This window comes from Litoreibacter arenae DSM 19593 (assembly GCF_000442275.2).
Taxonomy (GTDB): domain Bacteria; phylum Pseudomonadota; class Alphaproteobacteria; order Rhodobacterales; family Rhodobacteraceae; genus Litoreibacter; species Litoreibacter arenae.
This window is the reverse complement of record NZ_KE557306.1, coordinates 319,342-335,165: the sequence shown is the minus strand read 5'-3', so window position 1 is coordinate 335,165 and position 15,824 is coordinate 319,342. Positions and strand designations below refer to the sequence as shown.

The window sequence follows — 15,824 nt, the reverse complement described above, 5'->3', positions numbered from 1 at the left end:
TTCGCCCTATTCATGCTGCAACTGCAAAGATAGGGGTCCTCCTGCCATGGCCGAGTTTCAGAAAATTCTCATTGCCAACCGCGGTGAAATTGCCATCCGTGTGATGCGTGCCGCCAACGAGATGGGTAAGAAAACCGTCGCCGTCTATGCCGAGGAGGACAAGCTGGGCCTGCACCGCTTCAAGGCGGACGAGGCCTACAAGATCGGCGAGGGCCTTGGCCCCGTCGCCGCCTATCTGAGCATCGAGGAGATCATTCGCGTGGCCCAGATGTCGGGCGCAGACGCGATCCATCCGGGCTACGGCCTGCTGTCGGAGAACCCAGATTTCGTCGATGCCTGTGACGCGGCGGGCATCAAGTTCATCGGCCCACGGGCCGAAACCATGCGCGCACTTGGCGACAAGGCCTCCGCCCGCCGCGTGGCTGTTGAGGCAGGTGTGCCGGTCATCCCCGCCACAGAAGTGCTGGGCGACGATATGGACGCGATCCGCAAGGAAGCGGCAGAGGTCGGCTACCCCCTGATGCTCAAGGCGTCATGGGGCGGTGGCGGACGCGGGATGCGCCCGATCAAGTCCGAGGACGAGTTGGAAGAAAAGGTGCTCGAAGGTCGCCGCGAGGCCGAAGCCGCCTTCGGCAATGGCGAGGGCTATCTGGAAAAGATGATCGAGCGCGCCCGCCACGTAGAGGTGCAGATCCTAGGTGACAGCCACGGGCATATCTACCACCTTTACGAGCGCGACTGCTCGGTCCAGCGCCGCAACCAGAAGGTCGTCGAACGCGCCCCCGCGCCATATCTGTCCAGCACACAGCGCGAGAAAATCTGCCAGCTTGGCAAGAAAATCTGCGAACATGTGAAATACGAATGCGCAGGTACGGTCGAGTTCCTGATGGATATGGACTCGGGCGAGTTCTACTTCATCGAGGTCAACCCCCGCGTGCAGGTGGAACACACCGTCACCGAGGAAGTCACCGGCATCGACATCGTCCGCGCTCAAATTCTCATCGCCGAGGGCAAGTCCCTGATCGAGGCCACCGGCTGCGCCTCGCAATATGACGTCAAGCTCGACGGCCACGCCCTGCAATGCCGCATCACCACGGAAGACCCGCAAAACAACTTCATCCCGGACTATGGCCGCATCACCGCCTACCGGGTGGCCACCGGCATGGGCATCCGGCTCGACGGCGGCACCGCCTATTCCGGCGCGGTGATCACCCGCTTCTACGACAGCCTGCTGGAGAAGGTCACCGCCTGGGCCCCCACCCCCGAGACCGCCATCGCCCGCATGGACCGCGCCCTGCGCGAGTTCCGTATCCGTGGCGTGTCGACCAACATTTCCTTCGTGGAAAACCTGCTCAAGCACCCGACCTTCCTGAACTACGAATATCACACCAAGTTCATCGACCAGACGCCGGAGCTGTTCGACTTCAAGAAGCGCCGCGACCGCGCGACCAAAATCCTGACCTATATCGCCGATATCACGGTGAACGGGCATCCGGAAACCGAAGGCCGCCCCGTCCCCGCCGAGGCGCGGATACCGCAAGCGCCGCAACCCTTGGGCGAGATTGCCTACGGCACCCGCAACATCCTTGACGATCACGGGCCGCAGGCCGTGGCCGATTGGATGCGCGACCAGAAACAGTTGCTGATCACCGACACCACCATGCGCGACGGGCACCAGTCGCTGCTGGCCACCCGCATGCGCTCCATCGACATGATCCGCGTGGCCCCGACCTATGCCGCGAACATGCCGCAGCTGTTCTCCATGGAATGCTGGGGCGGGGCGACATTCGACGTGGCCTACCGCTTCTTGCAGGAATGCCCGTGGCAACGGCTGCGCGACCTGCGCAAGGCCATGCCGAACCTGCTGACCCAAATGCTGCTGCGTGCCTCCAACGGCGTGGGCTACACCAACTACCCCGACAACGTGGTACAGGAATTCGTCCGTCAGGCGGCGGAAACCGGCGTCGACGTGTTCCGCGTGTTCGACAGCCTGAACTGGGTCGAGAACATGCGCGTGGCTATGGACGCGGTGAACGAGTCCGGAAAGGTCTGCGAAGGGGCGATCTGCTACACCGGCGACATCCTCAACCCCGACCGCGCGAAATATAACCTGAAATACTATGTCGAGATGGGCAAACAGCTCAAAGACGCAGGCGCACATATTCTGGGCCTGAAAGACATGGCGGGGCTGCTGAAGCCCGCCTCCGCGACGATCCTGATAAAGGCGCTGAAGGAAGAGGTCGGCCTGCCGATCCATTTCCACACCCACGACACCGCAGGCGGGGCAATCGCGTCGATCCTCGCGGCCTCCGCCGCTGGTGCGGACGCCGTCGATTGCGCCATGGACGCGCTGTCGGGCAACACCAGCCAGGCGACCCTCGGCTCCGTGGTCGAGGCGCTGGCACACACCGAGCGCGATACCGGCATCGACATCAAGACCGTCCGCGCGATCTCCGACTATTGGGAAGCCGTGCGCGGTCAATACGCGGCGTTCGAGAGCGGGATGCAGGCCCCCGCGTCCGAGGTCTACCTGCACGAGATGCCGGGCGGGCAGTTTACCAACCTCAAGGCGCAGGCGCGTTCCGTGGGGCTGGAGGACCGCTGGCACGAGGTCGCCCAGACCTACGCGGATGTGAACCAGATGTTCGGGGATATCGTGAAGGTCACGCCGTCCTCCAAGGTCGTCGGTGACATGGCGCTGATGATGGTTAGTCAGGGCCTGACCCGCGAGCAGGTGGAAGACCCCAAGACCGAGGTGGCATTCCCCGACAGCGTCATCGACATGATGCGCGGCAATCTGGGGCAACCCCCGGGCGGCTGGCCGAAAGCGATCCAGAAAAAGGTGCTCAAGGGCGAGAAACCCATGACCCACCGCCCCGGCGAAAAGCTGGAGCCGGTCGATCTGGAAGCCACCCGCGCCGAGCTGTCCGCCAAACTGGACGGGCGCGAAATCGACGACGAGGATCTGAACGGCTACCTGATGTATCCCAAGGTCTTCACCGACTACGCAGCCCGCCACAAGATCTACGGTCCCGTGCGCACCCTGCCCACGCGGACGTTCTTCTACGGCATGGACTCCGGCGAGGAGATCAGCGCCGAAATCGACCCCGGCAAGACACTGGAAATCCGCATGCAAGCGGTGGGGGAGACCAACGAGGAAGGTGAGGCCCGCGTGTTCTTCGAGTTGAACGGCGCCCCGCGCGTGGTCCGCGTGCCCAACCGCAAGGTCGCCGCCGCAACCGCGAAGATGCCGAAAGCCGAACTGGGCAACCCCAACCATATCGGCGCGCCCATGCCCGGCGTTGTCGGCACCATCGCGGCCCGTGTCGGCGCGAAGGTCAAGGAAGGCGACCTGCTGCTGACCATCGAGGCGATGAAGATGGAAACCGGCATCCACGCCGAACGCGACGCGGTCATCAAGGCGGTGCATGTCACCCCGGGCGGCCAGATCGATGCCAAGGACCTGTTGGTGGAATTGGAAGACGCCTGACCTGAGTGTCGCCCGCTTGTGCGGGCGGCGTGATGTTTTTGGACGGCTTTTTGTGGCGGTGATGGGGACAGACAGCTAGGTTTCGGATGTGGCTGGTTTGGGAGCCTCCGGCGGGAATATTTATGCCAAGATGAAATCAGGTGCCTTGCAGAGCCTTGATTATTTCAAAACCCATGCCTTGTTGCCGCCGCGCGCCAGACTTAGGTTGCACCCAAACACCAACAAAGGATTTCCCATGCGCTCGCCATTCCTGCCCGCCCCCAAACAGCCTTTCCGTGACATTAACGAGGGCAACGGCGGATTGGGCAACCTGCCCGACTGGGATCTGAGCGACCTCTATACCGCCCCCGACGCCAAGGAATTCAAGCGTGACATGGACTGGCTGGAGAACGCCTGCGCCGAGTTTGCCGCCGATTACGAAGGCAAGCTGGCAGATCTGGACGCCAAGGGTCTTTTAGATTGTGTGCTGCGCTACGAGAAGATCGATCTGATTTCCGGCCGCATCATGTCCTACGCGGGCCTGCGTTACTACCAGAACACCACCGACGCGGAACGCGCCCAGTTCATGGCCAACGCGCAGGACAAGATCACCGCGTTCTCCACGCCTTTGGTGTTTTTCTCGCTTGAAATCAACCGCATCCCTGATGACAAACTTGATGCGCTATTCGCGCAAGACCCCGACCTCGCCCGCTACAAGCCCATCTTCGACCGCCTGCGCGCCATGCGCCCCTACCAGCTGTCCGACGAGTTGGAGAAGTTCCTCCATGACCAGTCAGCCGTCGGCGCCGCCGCATGGAACCGGCTGTTCGACGAGACCATCGCCGGGCTGAAATTCGAGGTCGACGGCGAAGAGCTTGGCATTGAAGGCACCCTCAACCTGCTCACCGACCCCGACCGCACCAAACGCGAGGCCGGTGCGCGCGAGCTGTCGAGGGTTTTCGGCGAGAACGTGAAGCTGTTCTCCCGCGTCCACAACACGCTGGCGAAAGAGAAGCAGATCGAGGACCGCTGGCGTGGCATGCCCACGCCGCAGACAGGCCGGCACCTCGCCAACCATGTGGAGCCCGAGGTGGTCGAGGCCCTGCGCAACGCCGTCGTCGCTGCCTACCCAAAACTGTCGCACCGCTATTACGAGTTGAAGCGCAAATGGCTGGGCCTTGACGTCATGCAGGTCTGGGACCGCAACGCGCCCCTGCCGCTGGAAGACCCGCGCTTGGTGAGCTGGGAAGAAGCGCAGCAAACCGTGATGGAGGCCTATCACGACTTCGCCCCGGAGATGGCTGGCATCGCCGAGCCGTTCTTCAACCGCGGCTGGATCGACGCGGGCGTCAAGCCCGGCAAGGCCCCCGGCGCCTTCGCCCACCCCACCGTCGCCGATGTCCACCCCTACGTGATGCTCAACTACCTTGGCAAACCCCGCGACGTCATGACCCTCGCGCACGAGCTGGGCCACGGCGTCCATCAGGTGCTTGCCGCGGGTCAGGGCGAGCTGTTGTCCTCCACCCCACTCACGCTGGCCGAAACCGCCTCCGTCTTTGGCGAGATGCTGACGTTCCGCAAGATGCTCTCCAAGGCCAAGACCCAAGCCGAGCGTAAAATCCTGCTCGCCGGCAAGGTGGAGGACATGATCAACACCGTCGTCCGCCAGATCGCCTTCTACGATTTCGAATGCAAACTCCACGAGGCCCGCTCCCATGGCGAGCTGACCCCCGACGATATCGGCGCATTGTGGATGTCGGTGCAGGCGGAATCCCTTGGCCCCGCGTTCGAATACATGGACGGCTACGAGACCTTCTGGTCCTACGTCCCGCATTTCGTCCACTCGCCCTTCTACGTCTACGCCTACGCCTTCGGCGACGGCTTGGTAAACGCGCTCTATGCGGTCTACGAGGAAGGCGGGGACGACTTCCAGGACAAGTATTTCGACATGCTGAAAGCCGGCGGCTCCAAGCACCACAAAGAGCTGCTGGCCCCGTTCAGGTTGGACGCGTCCGACCCGAAATTCTGGGACAAGGGCCTGTCGATGATCTCTGGAATGATCAACGAGTTGGAGGCGATGGAGGGGTAGGACAACACCTTCTACGCCGCCCCTTCGGGACGGAGCAGCATCGCTTTCGACAAAAAGCCACGCCGATCGACAGGGTCTTCACAGCCAATATCCCTTCGGATCTGTGAGTTCGTCAGATAGCTCGCAACAGCTAGCGCAATCGCGAAAACGCCGCGCTCTAACCCTGATTATTTCATGCCGCTTCTACTATGCCTATCGCAAAATCTGAGGCATCCTGCCCCGAATATCAGCCGATTATAAGAGGATGGCGCCTATGCTTGCCAAGATTGATTTAGGTCGTTTTACGGCATTCGCGTTGTGTGGAATTCTCGCGGTCGCCTCGCTGATCGGGCTGTTCTGGTCGATGTGGATGCTGATTCCACTGTTGATCTTCAGCGCCCTGACAGTGCTCGGTTGTATCGACGTGACGCAGCGCAGCCATTCCATTCTTCGCAACTACCCCGTGATCGGCCATATGCGGTTTCTGTTCGAAGGGATTCGCCCCGAAATCCGGCAATATCTGATCGAGAGCGATCAGGACGAAGAGCCGTTCAGCCGTGACGACCGGTCTTTGGTGTATCAGCGTGCGAAAGGCATGGAAGACAAACGCCCCTTTGGCACGCGAATGCGGGCTTATGATGCGGGCTATGCATGGGTCACGCATTCAGTCATGCCCGCGCACCTGATTGATACGGATTTCCGTGTGAAAATCGGCGGGAAGGATTGCAAACAACCTTACAACGCGTCGCTCTACAACATCTCGGCGATGAGCTTTGGCGCGCTTTCGGCCAACGCCATTTCGGCCCTGAATACCGGCGCAAAAATGGGCGGGTTTGCGCATGATACCGGCGAGGGTGGGATCAGCCGATACCACAGGGAAGGCGGCGGCGATTTGATCTACGAGGTCGGCTCGGGCTACTTCGGCTGCCGCAATGAAGACGGCACCTTTAGCGCCGAAAGGTTTGCCGAGCAGTCCGCAGACCCCCAAATCAAAATGATCGAAGTAAAACTCAGTCAGGGGGCGAAACCCGGCCATGGCGGCATGCTGCCCGCGGCTAAAATCAGCCCTGAAATTGCCGAAGCACGCGGCGTTCCGATGGGGCAGGATTGCGTCTCGCCCGCCAGTCACTCTGCCTTTTCGACACCCTTGGAAATGATGCGCTTTCTCGGAGTTTTGCGGGAGAGGTCAGGCGGCAAACCTGTAGGCTTCAAGCTGTGTATCGGCCACCGGCGGGAATTCATGTGCATGGTCAAGGCCATGCTTGAAACGGGCATTGTCCCGGATTTCATCGTCGTTGACGGAGCCGAAGGCGGCACCGGGGCCGCACCATTGGAATTCGCCAACCATGTCGGGATGCCGATGGTCGAGGGCCTGACATTCGTGCACAATACGCTGCGCGGCGCCGGTCTACGCGATCAGGTCAAAATCGGAGCCGCTGGCAAAATCGTCACCGCGTTTGATATAGCCCGTGCGCTGGCGATTGGCGCCGACTGGTGCAACTCTGCCCGCGGCTACATGTTCGCGATCGGCTGCATACAGGCACAGGCCTGTCACACCAACCACTGTCCGGTCGGGGTCGCGACGCAAGATCCATTGCGCCAGCGTGCGCTTGACCCCGTGGGTAAAGCCAAACGCGTCGCCCGCTTCCACAAGAATACGCTTGCTGCATTGGGCGAAATGGCAGGGGCTGCGGGTCTGTCCAACCCCGGTGACTTCCTGCCGCGCCACCTGATGATCCGGCAGGCGGACGCCCAGATGGTCACGGGCGATGAGGCGTTCTTTAGCTTGGAGATCGGCTCCCTGCTCAAAAAAGCCAAGGACGATCCCGGCGGCTATCATGCACGTTGGGCACGCGCCAAGGCAGACCAGTTCGCGCCCACAGACTGAAGCGAAAATGGGGCGCATGACGTGTCGTTGAGCCTTCCCTCTTCTGGGGAAACCCAGACCCTCGCCGAAAGGATGACACCGCCAAGGGGCGCTGGAAGCAGATGAAATGTGCCGATTAAGCAACTGTTGTAAATAGGAAAAATTCTTCAGATTGCATGCGGCAAGGGGTGTGCGCACAAGGTTGTTACTGAGACGTTAACGGTCTCGTACAACATCACCACGAAAGAAAACACTATGAAGAGCAGTATTCACGCATTGGCCGCATTGGCCCTGTGCGCATCCATTCAGCCATCCGTCGCGTTCGAGCTGACAGGCGGTTCCGTCGACCTCAGCTATTCGGCATTCACCGATGAAACAGATGTTTCCAAATTGGCCCTGCAAGGCTCCGTCGAGGCCGCATTCACCCGCAATTTCGGCGCACAGCTTGATCTGAGCTACCACGATTTCAATCTCGTTAATGATAGCGGCACCAACGTCACGCTGCACGCACTGTATCACGTGAATGAGGTCGCCTCGCTTGGCCTGTTCTATGGCCGCGATAGCGACGGCACCACCGATATTGATTTCTACGGCATCGAAGGCGGCTATGAGTTCGCCGATTTCGACGCGGAAATGTACCTCGCGACAGGCGACGAAGCTGGCATTTCTGGCAACATACTTGGAATCTCGGGGCGCTACGGCTTGAACGAGCAGACCGGTTTGGGTGGTTCCATTGACCGCGTAGACTTCGATGGTGGCGTGGACGTCACCCGTATCGGGCTTAAAGTCGATCACGATTTGACGGAAACGTTCAATCTCAATGCCGAAGTTGGAACGCTGAGAGCAAGCGCATCGGGCGTGTCTGATTCCGAAGCCTTCGTCGGCATCGGCGCACAATTCAAGTTCGGCGCCGAACGCGGTGCGACCTTCGGGAAACGCGGTCTGCTGGACCTTCTTCCCGGCCTCTAAGCAAATGACAAGGGCGGCGCGGATAGCGCCGCCCCAAACTTTGTACAAACCTCGCAAATCCTGTACACCGCAGACACGACGTACAAAATCACCCGAGCCACCCGCCCCAATGACCCGCGACGAGTTCAACGCCTTCTGCGCCTCCCTGCCCGCCACCAACCATGTGGTGCAATGGGGCAATGCGGATGTGTGGAAAGTCGGGCCCAAGGTCTTTGCGCTGTGCGGCTGGTCCGACGGGGCGGATGCGTTCACTTTCAAAGTGTCTGATATCGCTTGGGAAATCCTGCCCGACATGCCGGGGCTGCGGCCTGCGCCCTATCTGGCGTCGCGCGGCATGAAATGGATACAGCACTACAAACTACCCGGCTTGTCCGATGCCGAGCTGGAGGCGCATATCCGCGCCTCCTACGACATGGTCGCCGCCAAGCTCACCAAGAAAATGCGTTTGGAATTAGGCATTTAAAGCACTGACCTATTTCAGCTGACTGTCCTTGGAGCCGCGCCGGTTGACCCCGCCCCGCGCCTTGAACGCGCCATCCCGCTCGCGCACGCAGTCGATACACAGTTTTACTCCCGGCAAAGCCAACCGACGCGCCTCGGGGATCGGCTCTTCACAATCCGCACAATGGGTCAGGCTCTCGCCCTGCGGCACCCTGCGCGCGCGCATCCGTGCCAACTCGTCGCTGATAGACGCTTCGATCTGCTCGGAAACCGCACCGTCTCTAGTCCAACCACCCGCCATGTCGCATACCTCCAAAGCCGCCGAAAGCGTTCACCCTTTCAGATATGGGCTCCAAGCTGCCGTTCAACCCAGAGGCCGCCCGACGCCTCACTCCCCGCGGGCCAAGCGTCCATCCACCGCCGCGCGGATCATGTCGCGGGCGCGAGCGTAATCCGCCGCATAGGCGCGGTCGCTTTCCTCGGCCGCGCTGGCGCTGAGCCGCTCTTGCAGGTCCAATTCCGCCACCCGCGCACCTTCTGTGACCGCATCCAGCACCGACCGCCCCTTGGCATCGGTCGCCAGCGGGTCCGCCCCTGCCGCGAGCAAGGCCTGCACCACCCTGAAGTCACCGCCCGCAATCATCAGCGGCGGCTGGCCCGGAAAGGTCTCGTCCGTGCCCATGACGGGCGTGGGCGCGTTGGGATCGGCCCCTTGGGCCAGCAGGCTCGTCGCTTGCGGCGTCTGGGCGTTTATCAACGCCAGATGCAGGGCTGTCAGCCCGTTCCTGGCGGCCATAGGCAGGATATCCGGCGGCAAAAGCGCAAGCGTGTCCTGAACATCCTTGGTGCTTGACTGATAGTTGAAGGGCGACGCCATCGCGTGAAGCAGCGTGTAGCCATGCGCGGTCTGGAAGCGCGGATCGGCCCCCTGCTCCAGCAATGCGGCGACCATCTGCGGCATGAAATCGGGATGCCCCGTGGCCCAGATCAGCGGCACCGCGCCGTGACGCCCCTGCGGGCTGTTGAGGTCCAGACCGGGGTTGGCGTCCAGCAACGCCTTGACCGAGGCGACGCTGCCATCCGACAGCAGGTCACGCAGGTCTTCGTAAGGGGGCGGCAGGATATCCGGCTTGATCTTGACCGCACCACCGGTTTCCATGGACATATATTGTGACGATATCAGTCCCTCGAAACCGGCTGTATCGCCCACCTGTAAAACGCGGCGCATTTCTTCATAGTAGATATCAAGCGCCGCCAACTGCGCGTCGGTCATCGCACCGGGACGCGTCAGCGGCTTGCGACCCTCGGTCACGTAAGCCGCTGCCACACTTATACAAAACGCCGTAAACAGCGCCACGGGAGCAGCGCGGGAGAACATCATCGCGCAGTCCAGTCTGTCATTTGCCCCATATCACCCTCTTCCCGCACAGCATAAAGGGCCGCGCATAGCACGGCCCCTTGTCACATTCCAGTTTGGCGAAAATTAGGCGTCTTCTAACAGACCTTTTTCGGCGGCGAGTTCCCGCATCCGCTCTTGCAGCTTCTCGAAGGCGCGGACCTCGATCTGGCGGATACGCTCGCGGGACACGTCGTATTGTCCCGACAATTCCTCCAACGTCACGGCCTTTTCCTTTAGGCGGCGTTGCTCAAGGATGTCGCGTTCCCGGTCGTTCAGAACCTCCATCGCCTCGGCCAGCAATTCGCGGCGGGTTTCCAGCTCGTCCTGACTTTCGTAATCGCTGGCCTGGTCGGCATCCTCATCCTCCAGCCAGTCCTGCCATTGCGTCGCCCCTTCGCCATCGGCCGACACCACCGCATTCAGCGATGCATCCCCGCCCGACATGCGCCGGTTCATCGAGATCACTTCATCTTCGGTCACATTCAGGTCGCTGGCGATGCGGGCCACGTTTTCTGGGCGCAAATCACCCTCTTCCAGCGCGCCGATGCGGTTCTTCGCCTTGCGCAGGTTAAAGAACAGCTTTTTCTGCGCGGAGGTTGTGCCCAATTTTACCATCGACCACGAACGCAGCACATATTCCTGAATGGACGCCCGGATCCACCACATCGCATAGGTCGAGAGACGGAAGCCCTTTTCGGGGTCGAACTTCTTGACGGCCTGCATCAGGCCAACATTGGCCTCTGAAATCACTTCGGCCACCGGAAGCCCGTATCCGCGATAGCCCATGGCAATCTTGGCTGCGAGGCGCAGATGGGACGTGACCAGCTTATGCGCAGCATCCGTGTCTTCATCTTCGACCCAACGCTTCGCCAGCATATATTCTTCCTCAGGTTCCAGCATCGGGAACTTGCGGATTTCTTGCATGTAGCGGTTCAGGCCCTGTTCAGGACTCGGAGCCGGTAATCCGGTGTAATTCGCCATTGTGTCATGCCCCCCTTAAAAGGTGTGCTCTTCCGCGTTGAGTGTATACGAGCGGGTTGAACCCCGCTCAAGATGTTGGTGCGCACATAGGCTGTGCGGGTTACTTACACATTAATGTAGGGCAACGGATATAGTTCCGTAAGTGCATGTTACGCCTACTCACATAAACGTCAGAAATTCAGACCAATTCCTGCAAAAGCGCCTGAAAATCAGGCGGTAAAGGTGCCTCGAACCGCAACATTTCGCCGGAAACAGGATGTTTGAACCCCAGCGTGGCCGCGTGGAGCGCCTGCCGCGGAAATGCGCGGATCGCCTCCTGCGCGGCCTCCGGCAGGGCGTTCCTGGCCAGTTTCCGCCGCCCGCCATAGACCGGATCACCGACAAGTGAATGACCGACATGGGCCATATGCACGCGGATCTGGTGCGTGCGGCCGGTTTCCAGCCAGCATTCCAGCAGCGACAGTACCGCAGGCGTCCCGAACCGCTCCAGAACCCGCACGCGGGTGATGGCGTGGCGACCCGCGTTCTTGACGACCGCCTGACGCTGGCGGTCGGTCTTGTGGCGGGCAAGGTTGGCGATGATGCGCAGGATGTTGCCTTGCTCGAACGCCACCCCCGGCAGGCCGTTCAGGCGCGGATCGGACGCCTCCGGCACGCCGTAAACCAGCGCGTTGTAGCGCCGCTCGACCGTGTGTTTCTCGAACTGTTTGGCCAGTCCCTGATGGGCGATATCCGTTTTCGCCACCACCAGCAGGCCGGAGGTGTCCTTGTCGATGCGGTGCACGATGCCCGGCCGCTTCTCGCCGCCAATCCCCGACAGGCTGTCGGCGCAGTGATGCAACAAGGCGTTGACCAGCGTTCCATTGGGCGAGCCGGGGGCCGGATGCACCACCATTCCCGCAGGTTTATTCACCACGATCAGCGCGTCATCCTCGAAGATCACGTCCAGCGGAATGTCCTCGGCCACGGTGTCGTACTCCACCGCCTCGCCCATGGTAATCTGCCAAATCTGACCCTGCTCGGCCTTGGTTTTCGGCTCGGTCACCACAACGCCGTCCAGCGCCACGGCGCCCTGCTCGATCAGTTTAACAATTCGTGATCGACTCAGCTGCGCTTCGACTGGCGCAAACAGGGCCAGTGCCTTATCAAGACGCGCAGGTGGGGCATCCGTGATCTCGACCGCGATAGTTTGAGGCGACATGAATACCAATCCCGAATTCCCGGCGGAGGAGCCCGCCAACCTGAAGTTTCTGCGGCGGCTGGTAACGACCCTGACCGCAACGATGATTGTGGGCCTTGTAGTGATGATCACGCTGCTTGTCATCCGCTTGAACAGCGCCACGCCGGACCTCGCCCTGCCCGAGTATATCGAGCTTCCCGACGGCACCCGCACCACCGCCTTCACGCAGGCGCCGACATGGTATGCCGTGGTCACTGCCGATGACCGCATCCTCATCTTCAACCGCGACAGCGGGCAGCTGACACAGGAAATCTCGGTCAATTCACGCCCGTGAATAAAGCGTTCATCGCGCCAAACCCTTGAAAACAAGGCATATCGTTTTATTGCCAGACTCGACCCAGAGGCGCATGCTGTAGGGGTACTTGACGAGTTTTTGTTTAACAGACGGGTTCTGACATGGATGACATGTGGCAACTGGTAACCGCCGTCGACACCTCCGCAGACCAACCGACCAGCACGACGGTCGAGCTTATCGCGGACCTGGCCCCGCTCGACGCGCAATTGGACATCATCGAACGCAAATGCGTGCCGGACACGCTGCACGCCTCGCTATTTGGCCCTCTAGGCGACAAGACGCCCGCCTGCTTCGCCATTCTCGACGCGGCTAAGATCCACGACCTGCCGGAGCTTCTGATCGGCTCGGGGCTGGAGCATAAATGCCTGTTTACCGGCGACGCGCTGGACGAGTTGGGCCATGTCGCCCCGTGGATCGTGCGGCTGGAGGATGGCAACAACTTCACCCGCGCCCTGTTCACACAAACCGATCCCCCCACGCCTTGGACTCACTGGGCGAAGGACGCTGGCATCTACCTGCGCTCGACCGCGTCGCTGGAGGACCTCTGGGCCCATTTCCGCAAATTCACCAAGGTGCGGGTCGAAGGCCTGCCCGACGACCATCGCGGCGCATGGCAATACTTCCGCTTCTACGACCCCGAACAGGCGGCGATCTATTTCGACGCCATCCGCGCATGGCCCGATCGCATGGCGCAATTCTATCGCCTGACGGACGGCACGCTGGTCGACCGCATCATCGCCATCTGCTCGATTGAAGGCACCGCGCATGTCTTCGCGCCCGATATCGACGCCATGGTGCTTCAGCGCCCGCAGCCGTTCATCTTCCAGCCCCGCGACGCGCTGGTGTTCAAATCCGCCCGCCGCCCCCGTTTCCGCAAGGAACTGGCCGACTGGCTTTTGCGCATGGATCCGGCCCGTTTCAAGCCGTTCTCGGAGGACCAGCTTTACGCGCTGGTCGACCATGGCTTGCGCGAGGGCGATGACTACGGCTTCACCTTCAAGGAGGAATACGTCTACCTCCTCTACATGATGAGCTATTTCGGCGGCTGGTTCCACAAATCGGGCCGCATGCCCGAAATCACCCGTATCCTGACCGAGGACGGCACCGCCCGCGAGCCCAACCTCAGGGCGGAGTTTCCGCAGACGTTCACCGCGCTTTATGGCAACGCGCGCCAGACCTATGCGGGCTGGGCCGTGCTCTTTGGCCGGATGGACGCCCACCTGCAAAAGCATGGCGGCTGGCAGGATTTCACCCCTGATGCGGCCCGCAGGCTGATCGCCGCAGGCACAGGCCACCTGAACGACGAGGACCGCGCCCGCCTCGCCACCTTCCTTGCGCGTGTGGAGCTCGATTGCGACCAGCGCGGCATCCTTGGCGCACCCGGTCGCGGCATCTCGCTGTTGCTGTCCTACATGATGGGCCACAGCTTCTTTGCCGACCCGCTGTTCCCATGGGCCAGCGACATCGCGGTAACCCATTCCACGCTGGAACCCGCCCTGCCCGAAATCGCCGACTACGCCATGAAGCGCGGCCGCAAAATGCTTGCGGAGTTCCAACAAGGTGCCGCCTGATGTGCGGCTGCAACGCAGACGGTCCGGGCGACGGCGGCGTCCCCGGCAGCCCACCCGGCGGCACGACGGGCGGCACCGGACTGTGCTGCGCCTGCCCCGCCAGTGGCACGGTGGATCGCGACGGTCACCGCAACTACTACACAACCACCGGCTACGCAGGCTCGCGCCCGAAAACCAACAAATGCAGCATCGACATCGTGCGCACGGCACGGGCCGGCACCGTGACGGTCTCTACCGCGTTCCACATGACCTATATCAATACGGCGACGGCGGCGGCGGACGGCTCCACCGTCACCAGCGCCATCTCGACCGCGATGACCAACTGGACCGGAGGCGCGTCCGCCTACAAGCTCAAGATCGAGCAACCGGGTTGCGACCCGCAAGAGTTAACCATCGTCTTCACCTCCACCACCGCGGCGAGTGCGTCGGCGGCGGATGTGCAGGTCACCGTCGATGGAACAAGCACCGGTCCGTCCAGCGTGCGCAACGGCACGCGGATGACCTTCAAGCTGGCAGGCGAAGGCAGTAGCGCCTCATGGAACATGACCCATGAAACCGGCCACACCTTCGGCCTGCCAGACGAGTATAGCGAACTCACCGGCGTGCCCATCGTGCCCGCGCCTACTACACCGGGGGCGCCAACCATCACGGCACCGACGCCCGCGCCGACCACCACCTATATCGGGGCCCCGCCCCAGGCCAATGTGACGATCACCCAGCAGCCTTGGCAGCCCAGCCCCCGCACGCCGGGGATGTATATGTTCGACAACCCGACGGTCATGGGCAAGTATGGCAACACCACCTATCCCGCCTACCTGTTCTACTGGATCGCCATAGAAGTCAGCGCCATTCTGGCCGCAGAGGGGTCTCCGTCCGTTGTTACGATCATCTAGGAAAACACTGACGGCGACCGCTTTCGTCCTGTCCGCCTGCCTGCCCGTGAAGGAGACCAACATGAACGCATCTTGTGACGAAACCCTCACCCTGCAGGAGACGGCCAGCCATGGGCCCCTCACCATCGAGTTGTGGATCGCGCGGGAACTCTGCCTGCAACCCCTGCCCCAGACAACGATGCTCAGCGATGCGCCCTTGCAGGTCAGGGTCAAGAATACCGGCCCCACGCCCGTGCAACTGGTCGCAGCGGTGCCGGACGCCGTGTTCGTCACGCGCGTCTGGGACGCCGATCGCCCCGCCGCGCCGTTGGACATGAGCGAAGGCCCGCCCCCTGAAAGCGTGCCGACGACGACGGTGGATATCGCGTCGGGCGAGGCGTGGGAGACGGCACCGCTGTCCGGATACCTCAATTTCCTGTCACCCGACCTGCTTGAGGGCACCTACATGGGCGACGGCACGGCGCTTGATCCAGCCCTGAAGCTGCGCCGCGTCGTCGGGCTGGAAGTCCGCTTCGCGGCTTCCGTCAACTCCGGAACAGGGTTCGCGCCCGTCGTGCAAACACTCAAAGGCTCGATAGAGGCCGTGGTGCTCCCCATGAAGCAGGACGCGCAGTGATAGTGGGGGGGGGGG

Annotated in this window: 13 protein-coding genes; 9 read left to right on the top strand and 4 right to left on the bottom strand. The window is 61.7% G+C overall.

Features of this window, described 5'->3' with window-relative positions:
• Positions 1-46 precede the first annotated feature (46 nt).
• The 5 genes from THALAR_RS01745 to THALAR_RS01725 all read left to right on the top strand — a co-directional run bounded on the left by THALAR_RS01745 (position 47) and on the right by THALAR_RS01725 (position 8,836).
• Positions 47-3,490: a pyruvate carboxylase gene (locus THALAR_RS01745; protein WP_021099745.1), complete on the top strand. Its 3,444-nt coding sequence runs from the start codon at positions 47-49 to the stop codon at positions 3,488-3,490.
• A gap of 235 nt (positions 3,491-3,725) precedes the next feature.
• Entirely contained in the window at positions 3,726-5,558 is a 1,833-nt protein-coding gene (locus THALAR_RS01740; protein WP_040816995.1) for a M3 family oligoendopeptidase, read from the top strand.
• A gap of 253 nt (positions 5,559-5,811) precedes the next feature.
• Positions 5,812-7,425 carry an FMN-binding glutamate synthase family protein gene (locus tag THALAR_RS01735; RefSeq protein WP_021099743.1) on the top strand — a complete coding sequence of 538 codons (1,614 nt, stop codon included), beginning with the start codon at positions 5,812-5,814 and terminating at the stop codon, positions 7,423-7,425.
• Between the two features lie 234 nt (positions 7,426-7,659).
• Positions 7,660-8,373: a porin gene (locus tag THALAR_RS01730; protein WP_021099742.1), complete on the top strand. Its 714-nt coding sequence runs from the start codon at positions 7,660-7,662 to the stop codon at positions 8,371-8,373.
• A 109-nt stretch (positions 8,374-8,482) separates the two neighbouring features.
• Positions 8,483-8,836 carry an MmcQ/YjbR family DNA-binding protein gene (locus THALAR_RS01725; RefSeq protein WP_021099741.1) on the top strand — a complete coding sequence of 118 codons (354 nt, stop codon included), beginning with the start codon at positions 8,483-8,485 and terminating at the stop codon, positions 8,834-8,836.
• 9 nt (positions 8,837-8,845) lie between these two features.
• Here the strand turns inward: THALAR_RS01725 and THALAR_RS01720 are convergent, their stop codons facing one another.
• The 4 genes from THALAR_RS01720 to THALAR_RS01705 form a co-directional block, all read right to left on the bottom strand.
• Positions 8,846-9,115, bottom strand: coding sequence for a DksA/TraR family C4-type zinc finger protein (locus tag THALAR_RS01720; RefSeq protein ID WP_021099740.1), 270 nt, complete (start codon positions 9,113-9,115; stop codon positions 8,846-8,848).
• A gap of 87 nt (positions 9,116-9,202) precedes the next feature.
• A complete protein-coding gene (locus THALAR_RS01715) occupies positions 9,203-10,195 on the bottom strand; it encodes an ankyrin repeat domain-containing protein (RefSeq protein WP_021099739.1) in 993 nt (330 codons plus the stop codon).
• Between the two features lie 102 nt (positions 10,196-10,297).
• Positions 10,298-11,194, bottom strand: coding sequence for an RNA polymerase sigma factor RpoH (gene rpoH / locus THALAR_RS01710; RefSeq protein WP_021099738.1), 897 nt, complete (start codon positions 11,192-11,194; stop codon positions 10,298-10,300).
• 178 nt (positions 11,195-11,372) lie between these two features.
• On the bottom strand, positions 11,373-12,395 hold the full coding sequence (locus tag THALAR_RS01705; RefSeq protein ID WP_021099737.1) for an RluA family pseudouridine synthase: 1,023 nt from the start codon (positions 12,393-12,395) through the stop codon (positions 11,373-11,375).
• Between THALAR_RS01705 and THALAR_RS01700 the strand changes: the two genes are divergently transcribed.
• The 4 genes from THALAR_RS01700 to THALAR_RS01685 all read left to right on the top strand — a co-directional run bounded on the left by THALAR_RS01700 (position 12,394) and on the right by THALAR_RS01685 (position 15,809).
• Entirely contained in the window at positions 12,394-12,708 is a 315-nt protein-coding gene (locus THALAR_RS01700; protein ID WP_021099736.1) for a DUF6476 family protein, read from the top strand. The two genes, THALAR_RS01705 and THALAR_RS01700, sit on opposite strands and share 2 nt — an antisense overlap.
• Positions 12,709-12,830: 122 nt before the next feature.
• Positions 12,831-14,300 carry a DUF4123 domain-containing protein gene (locus tag THALAR_RS01695; protein ID WP_021099735.1) on the top strand — a complete coding sequence of 490 codons (1,470 nt, stop codon included), beginning with the start codon at positions 12,831-12,833 and terminating at the stop codon, positions 14,298-14,300.
• Positions 14,300-15,193, top strand: coding sequence for a hypothetical protein (locus THALAR_RS01690; protein ID WP_021099734.1), 894 nt, complete (start codon positions 14,300-14,302; stop codon positions 15,191-15,193). The genes THALAR_RS01695 and THALAR_RS01690 overlap by 1 nt, the downstream gene beginning before the upstream one ends.
• A gap of 61 nt (positions 15,194-15,254) precedes the next feature.
• Positions 15,255-15,809, top strand: a complete 555-nt coding sequence (locus tag THALAR_RS01685) for a hypothetical protein (RefSeq protein WP_021099733.1) — start codon at positions 15,255-15,257, stop codon at positions 15,807-15,809.
• Positions 15,810-15,824 lie beyond the last annotated feature (15 nt).

What these genes read in the sequence shown, in the direction of transcription:
- THALAR_RS01745 (WP_021099745.1), top strand. Translation starts at nt 47, where the DNA reads ATGGCCGAGTTTCAGAAAATTCTCATTGCCAACCGCGGTGAAATTGCC.
- THALAR_RS01740 (WP_040816995.1), top strand. Translation starts at nt 3,726, where the DNA reads ATGCGCTCGCCATTCCTGCCCGCCCCCAAACAGCCTTTCCGTGACATT.
- THALAR_RS01735 (WP_021099743.1), top strand. Translation starts at nt 5,812, where the DNA reads ATGCTTGCCAAGATTGATTTAGGTCGTTTTACGGCATTCGCGTTGTGT.
- THALAR_RS01730 (WP_021099742.1), top strand. Translation starts at nt 7,660, where the DNA reads ATGAAGAGCAGTATTCACGCATTGGCCGCATTGGCCCTGTGCGCATCC.
- THALAR_RS01725 (WP_021099741.1), top strand. Translation starts at nt 8,483, where the DNA reads ATGACCCGCGACGAGTTCAACGCCTTCTGCGCCTCCCTGCCCGCCACC.
- THALAR_RS01720 (WP_021099740.1), bottom strand. Translation starts at nt 9,115, where the DNA reads ATGGCGGGTGGTTGGACTAGAGACGGTGCGGTTTCCGAGCAGATCGAA.
- THALAR_RS01715 (WP_021099739.1), bottom strand. Translation starts at nt 10,195, where the DNA reads ATGATGTTCTCCCGCGCTGCTCCCGTGGCGCTGTTTACGGCGTTTTGT.
- rpoH (WP_021099738.1), bottom strand. Translation starts at nt 11,194, where the DNA reads ATGGCGAATTACACCGGATTACCGGCTCCGAGTCCTGAACAGGGCCTG.
- THALAR_RS01700 (WP_021099736.1), top strand. Translation starts at nt 12,394, where the DNA reads ATGAATACCAATCCCGAATTCCCGGCGGAGGAGCCCGCCAACCTGAAG.
- THALAR_RS01705 (WP_021099737.1), bottom strand. Translation starts at nt 12,395, where the DNA reads ATGTCGCCTCAAACTATCGCGGTCGAGATCACGGATGCCCCACCTGCG.
- THALAR_RS01695 (WP_021099735.1), top strand. Translation starts at nt 12,831, where the DNA reads ATGGATGACATGTGGCAACTGGTAACCGCCGTCGACACCTCCGCAGAC.
- THALAR_RS01690 (WP_021099734.1), top strand. Translation starts at nt 14,300, where the DNA reads ATGTGCGGCTGCAACGCAGACGGTCCGGGCGACGGCGGCGTCCCCGGC.
- THALAR_RS01685 (WP_021099733.1), top strand. Translation starts at nt 15,255, where the DNA reads ATGAACGCATCTTGTGACGAAACCCTCACCCTGCAGGAGACGGCCAGC.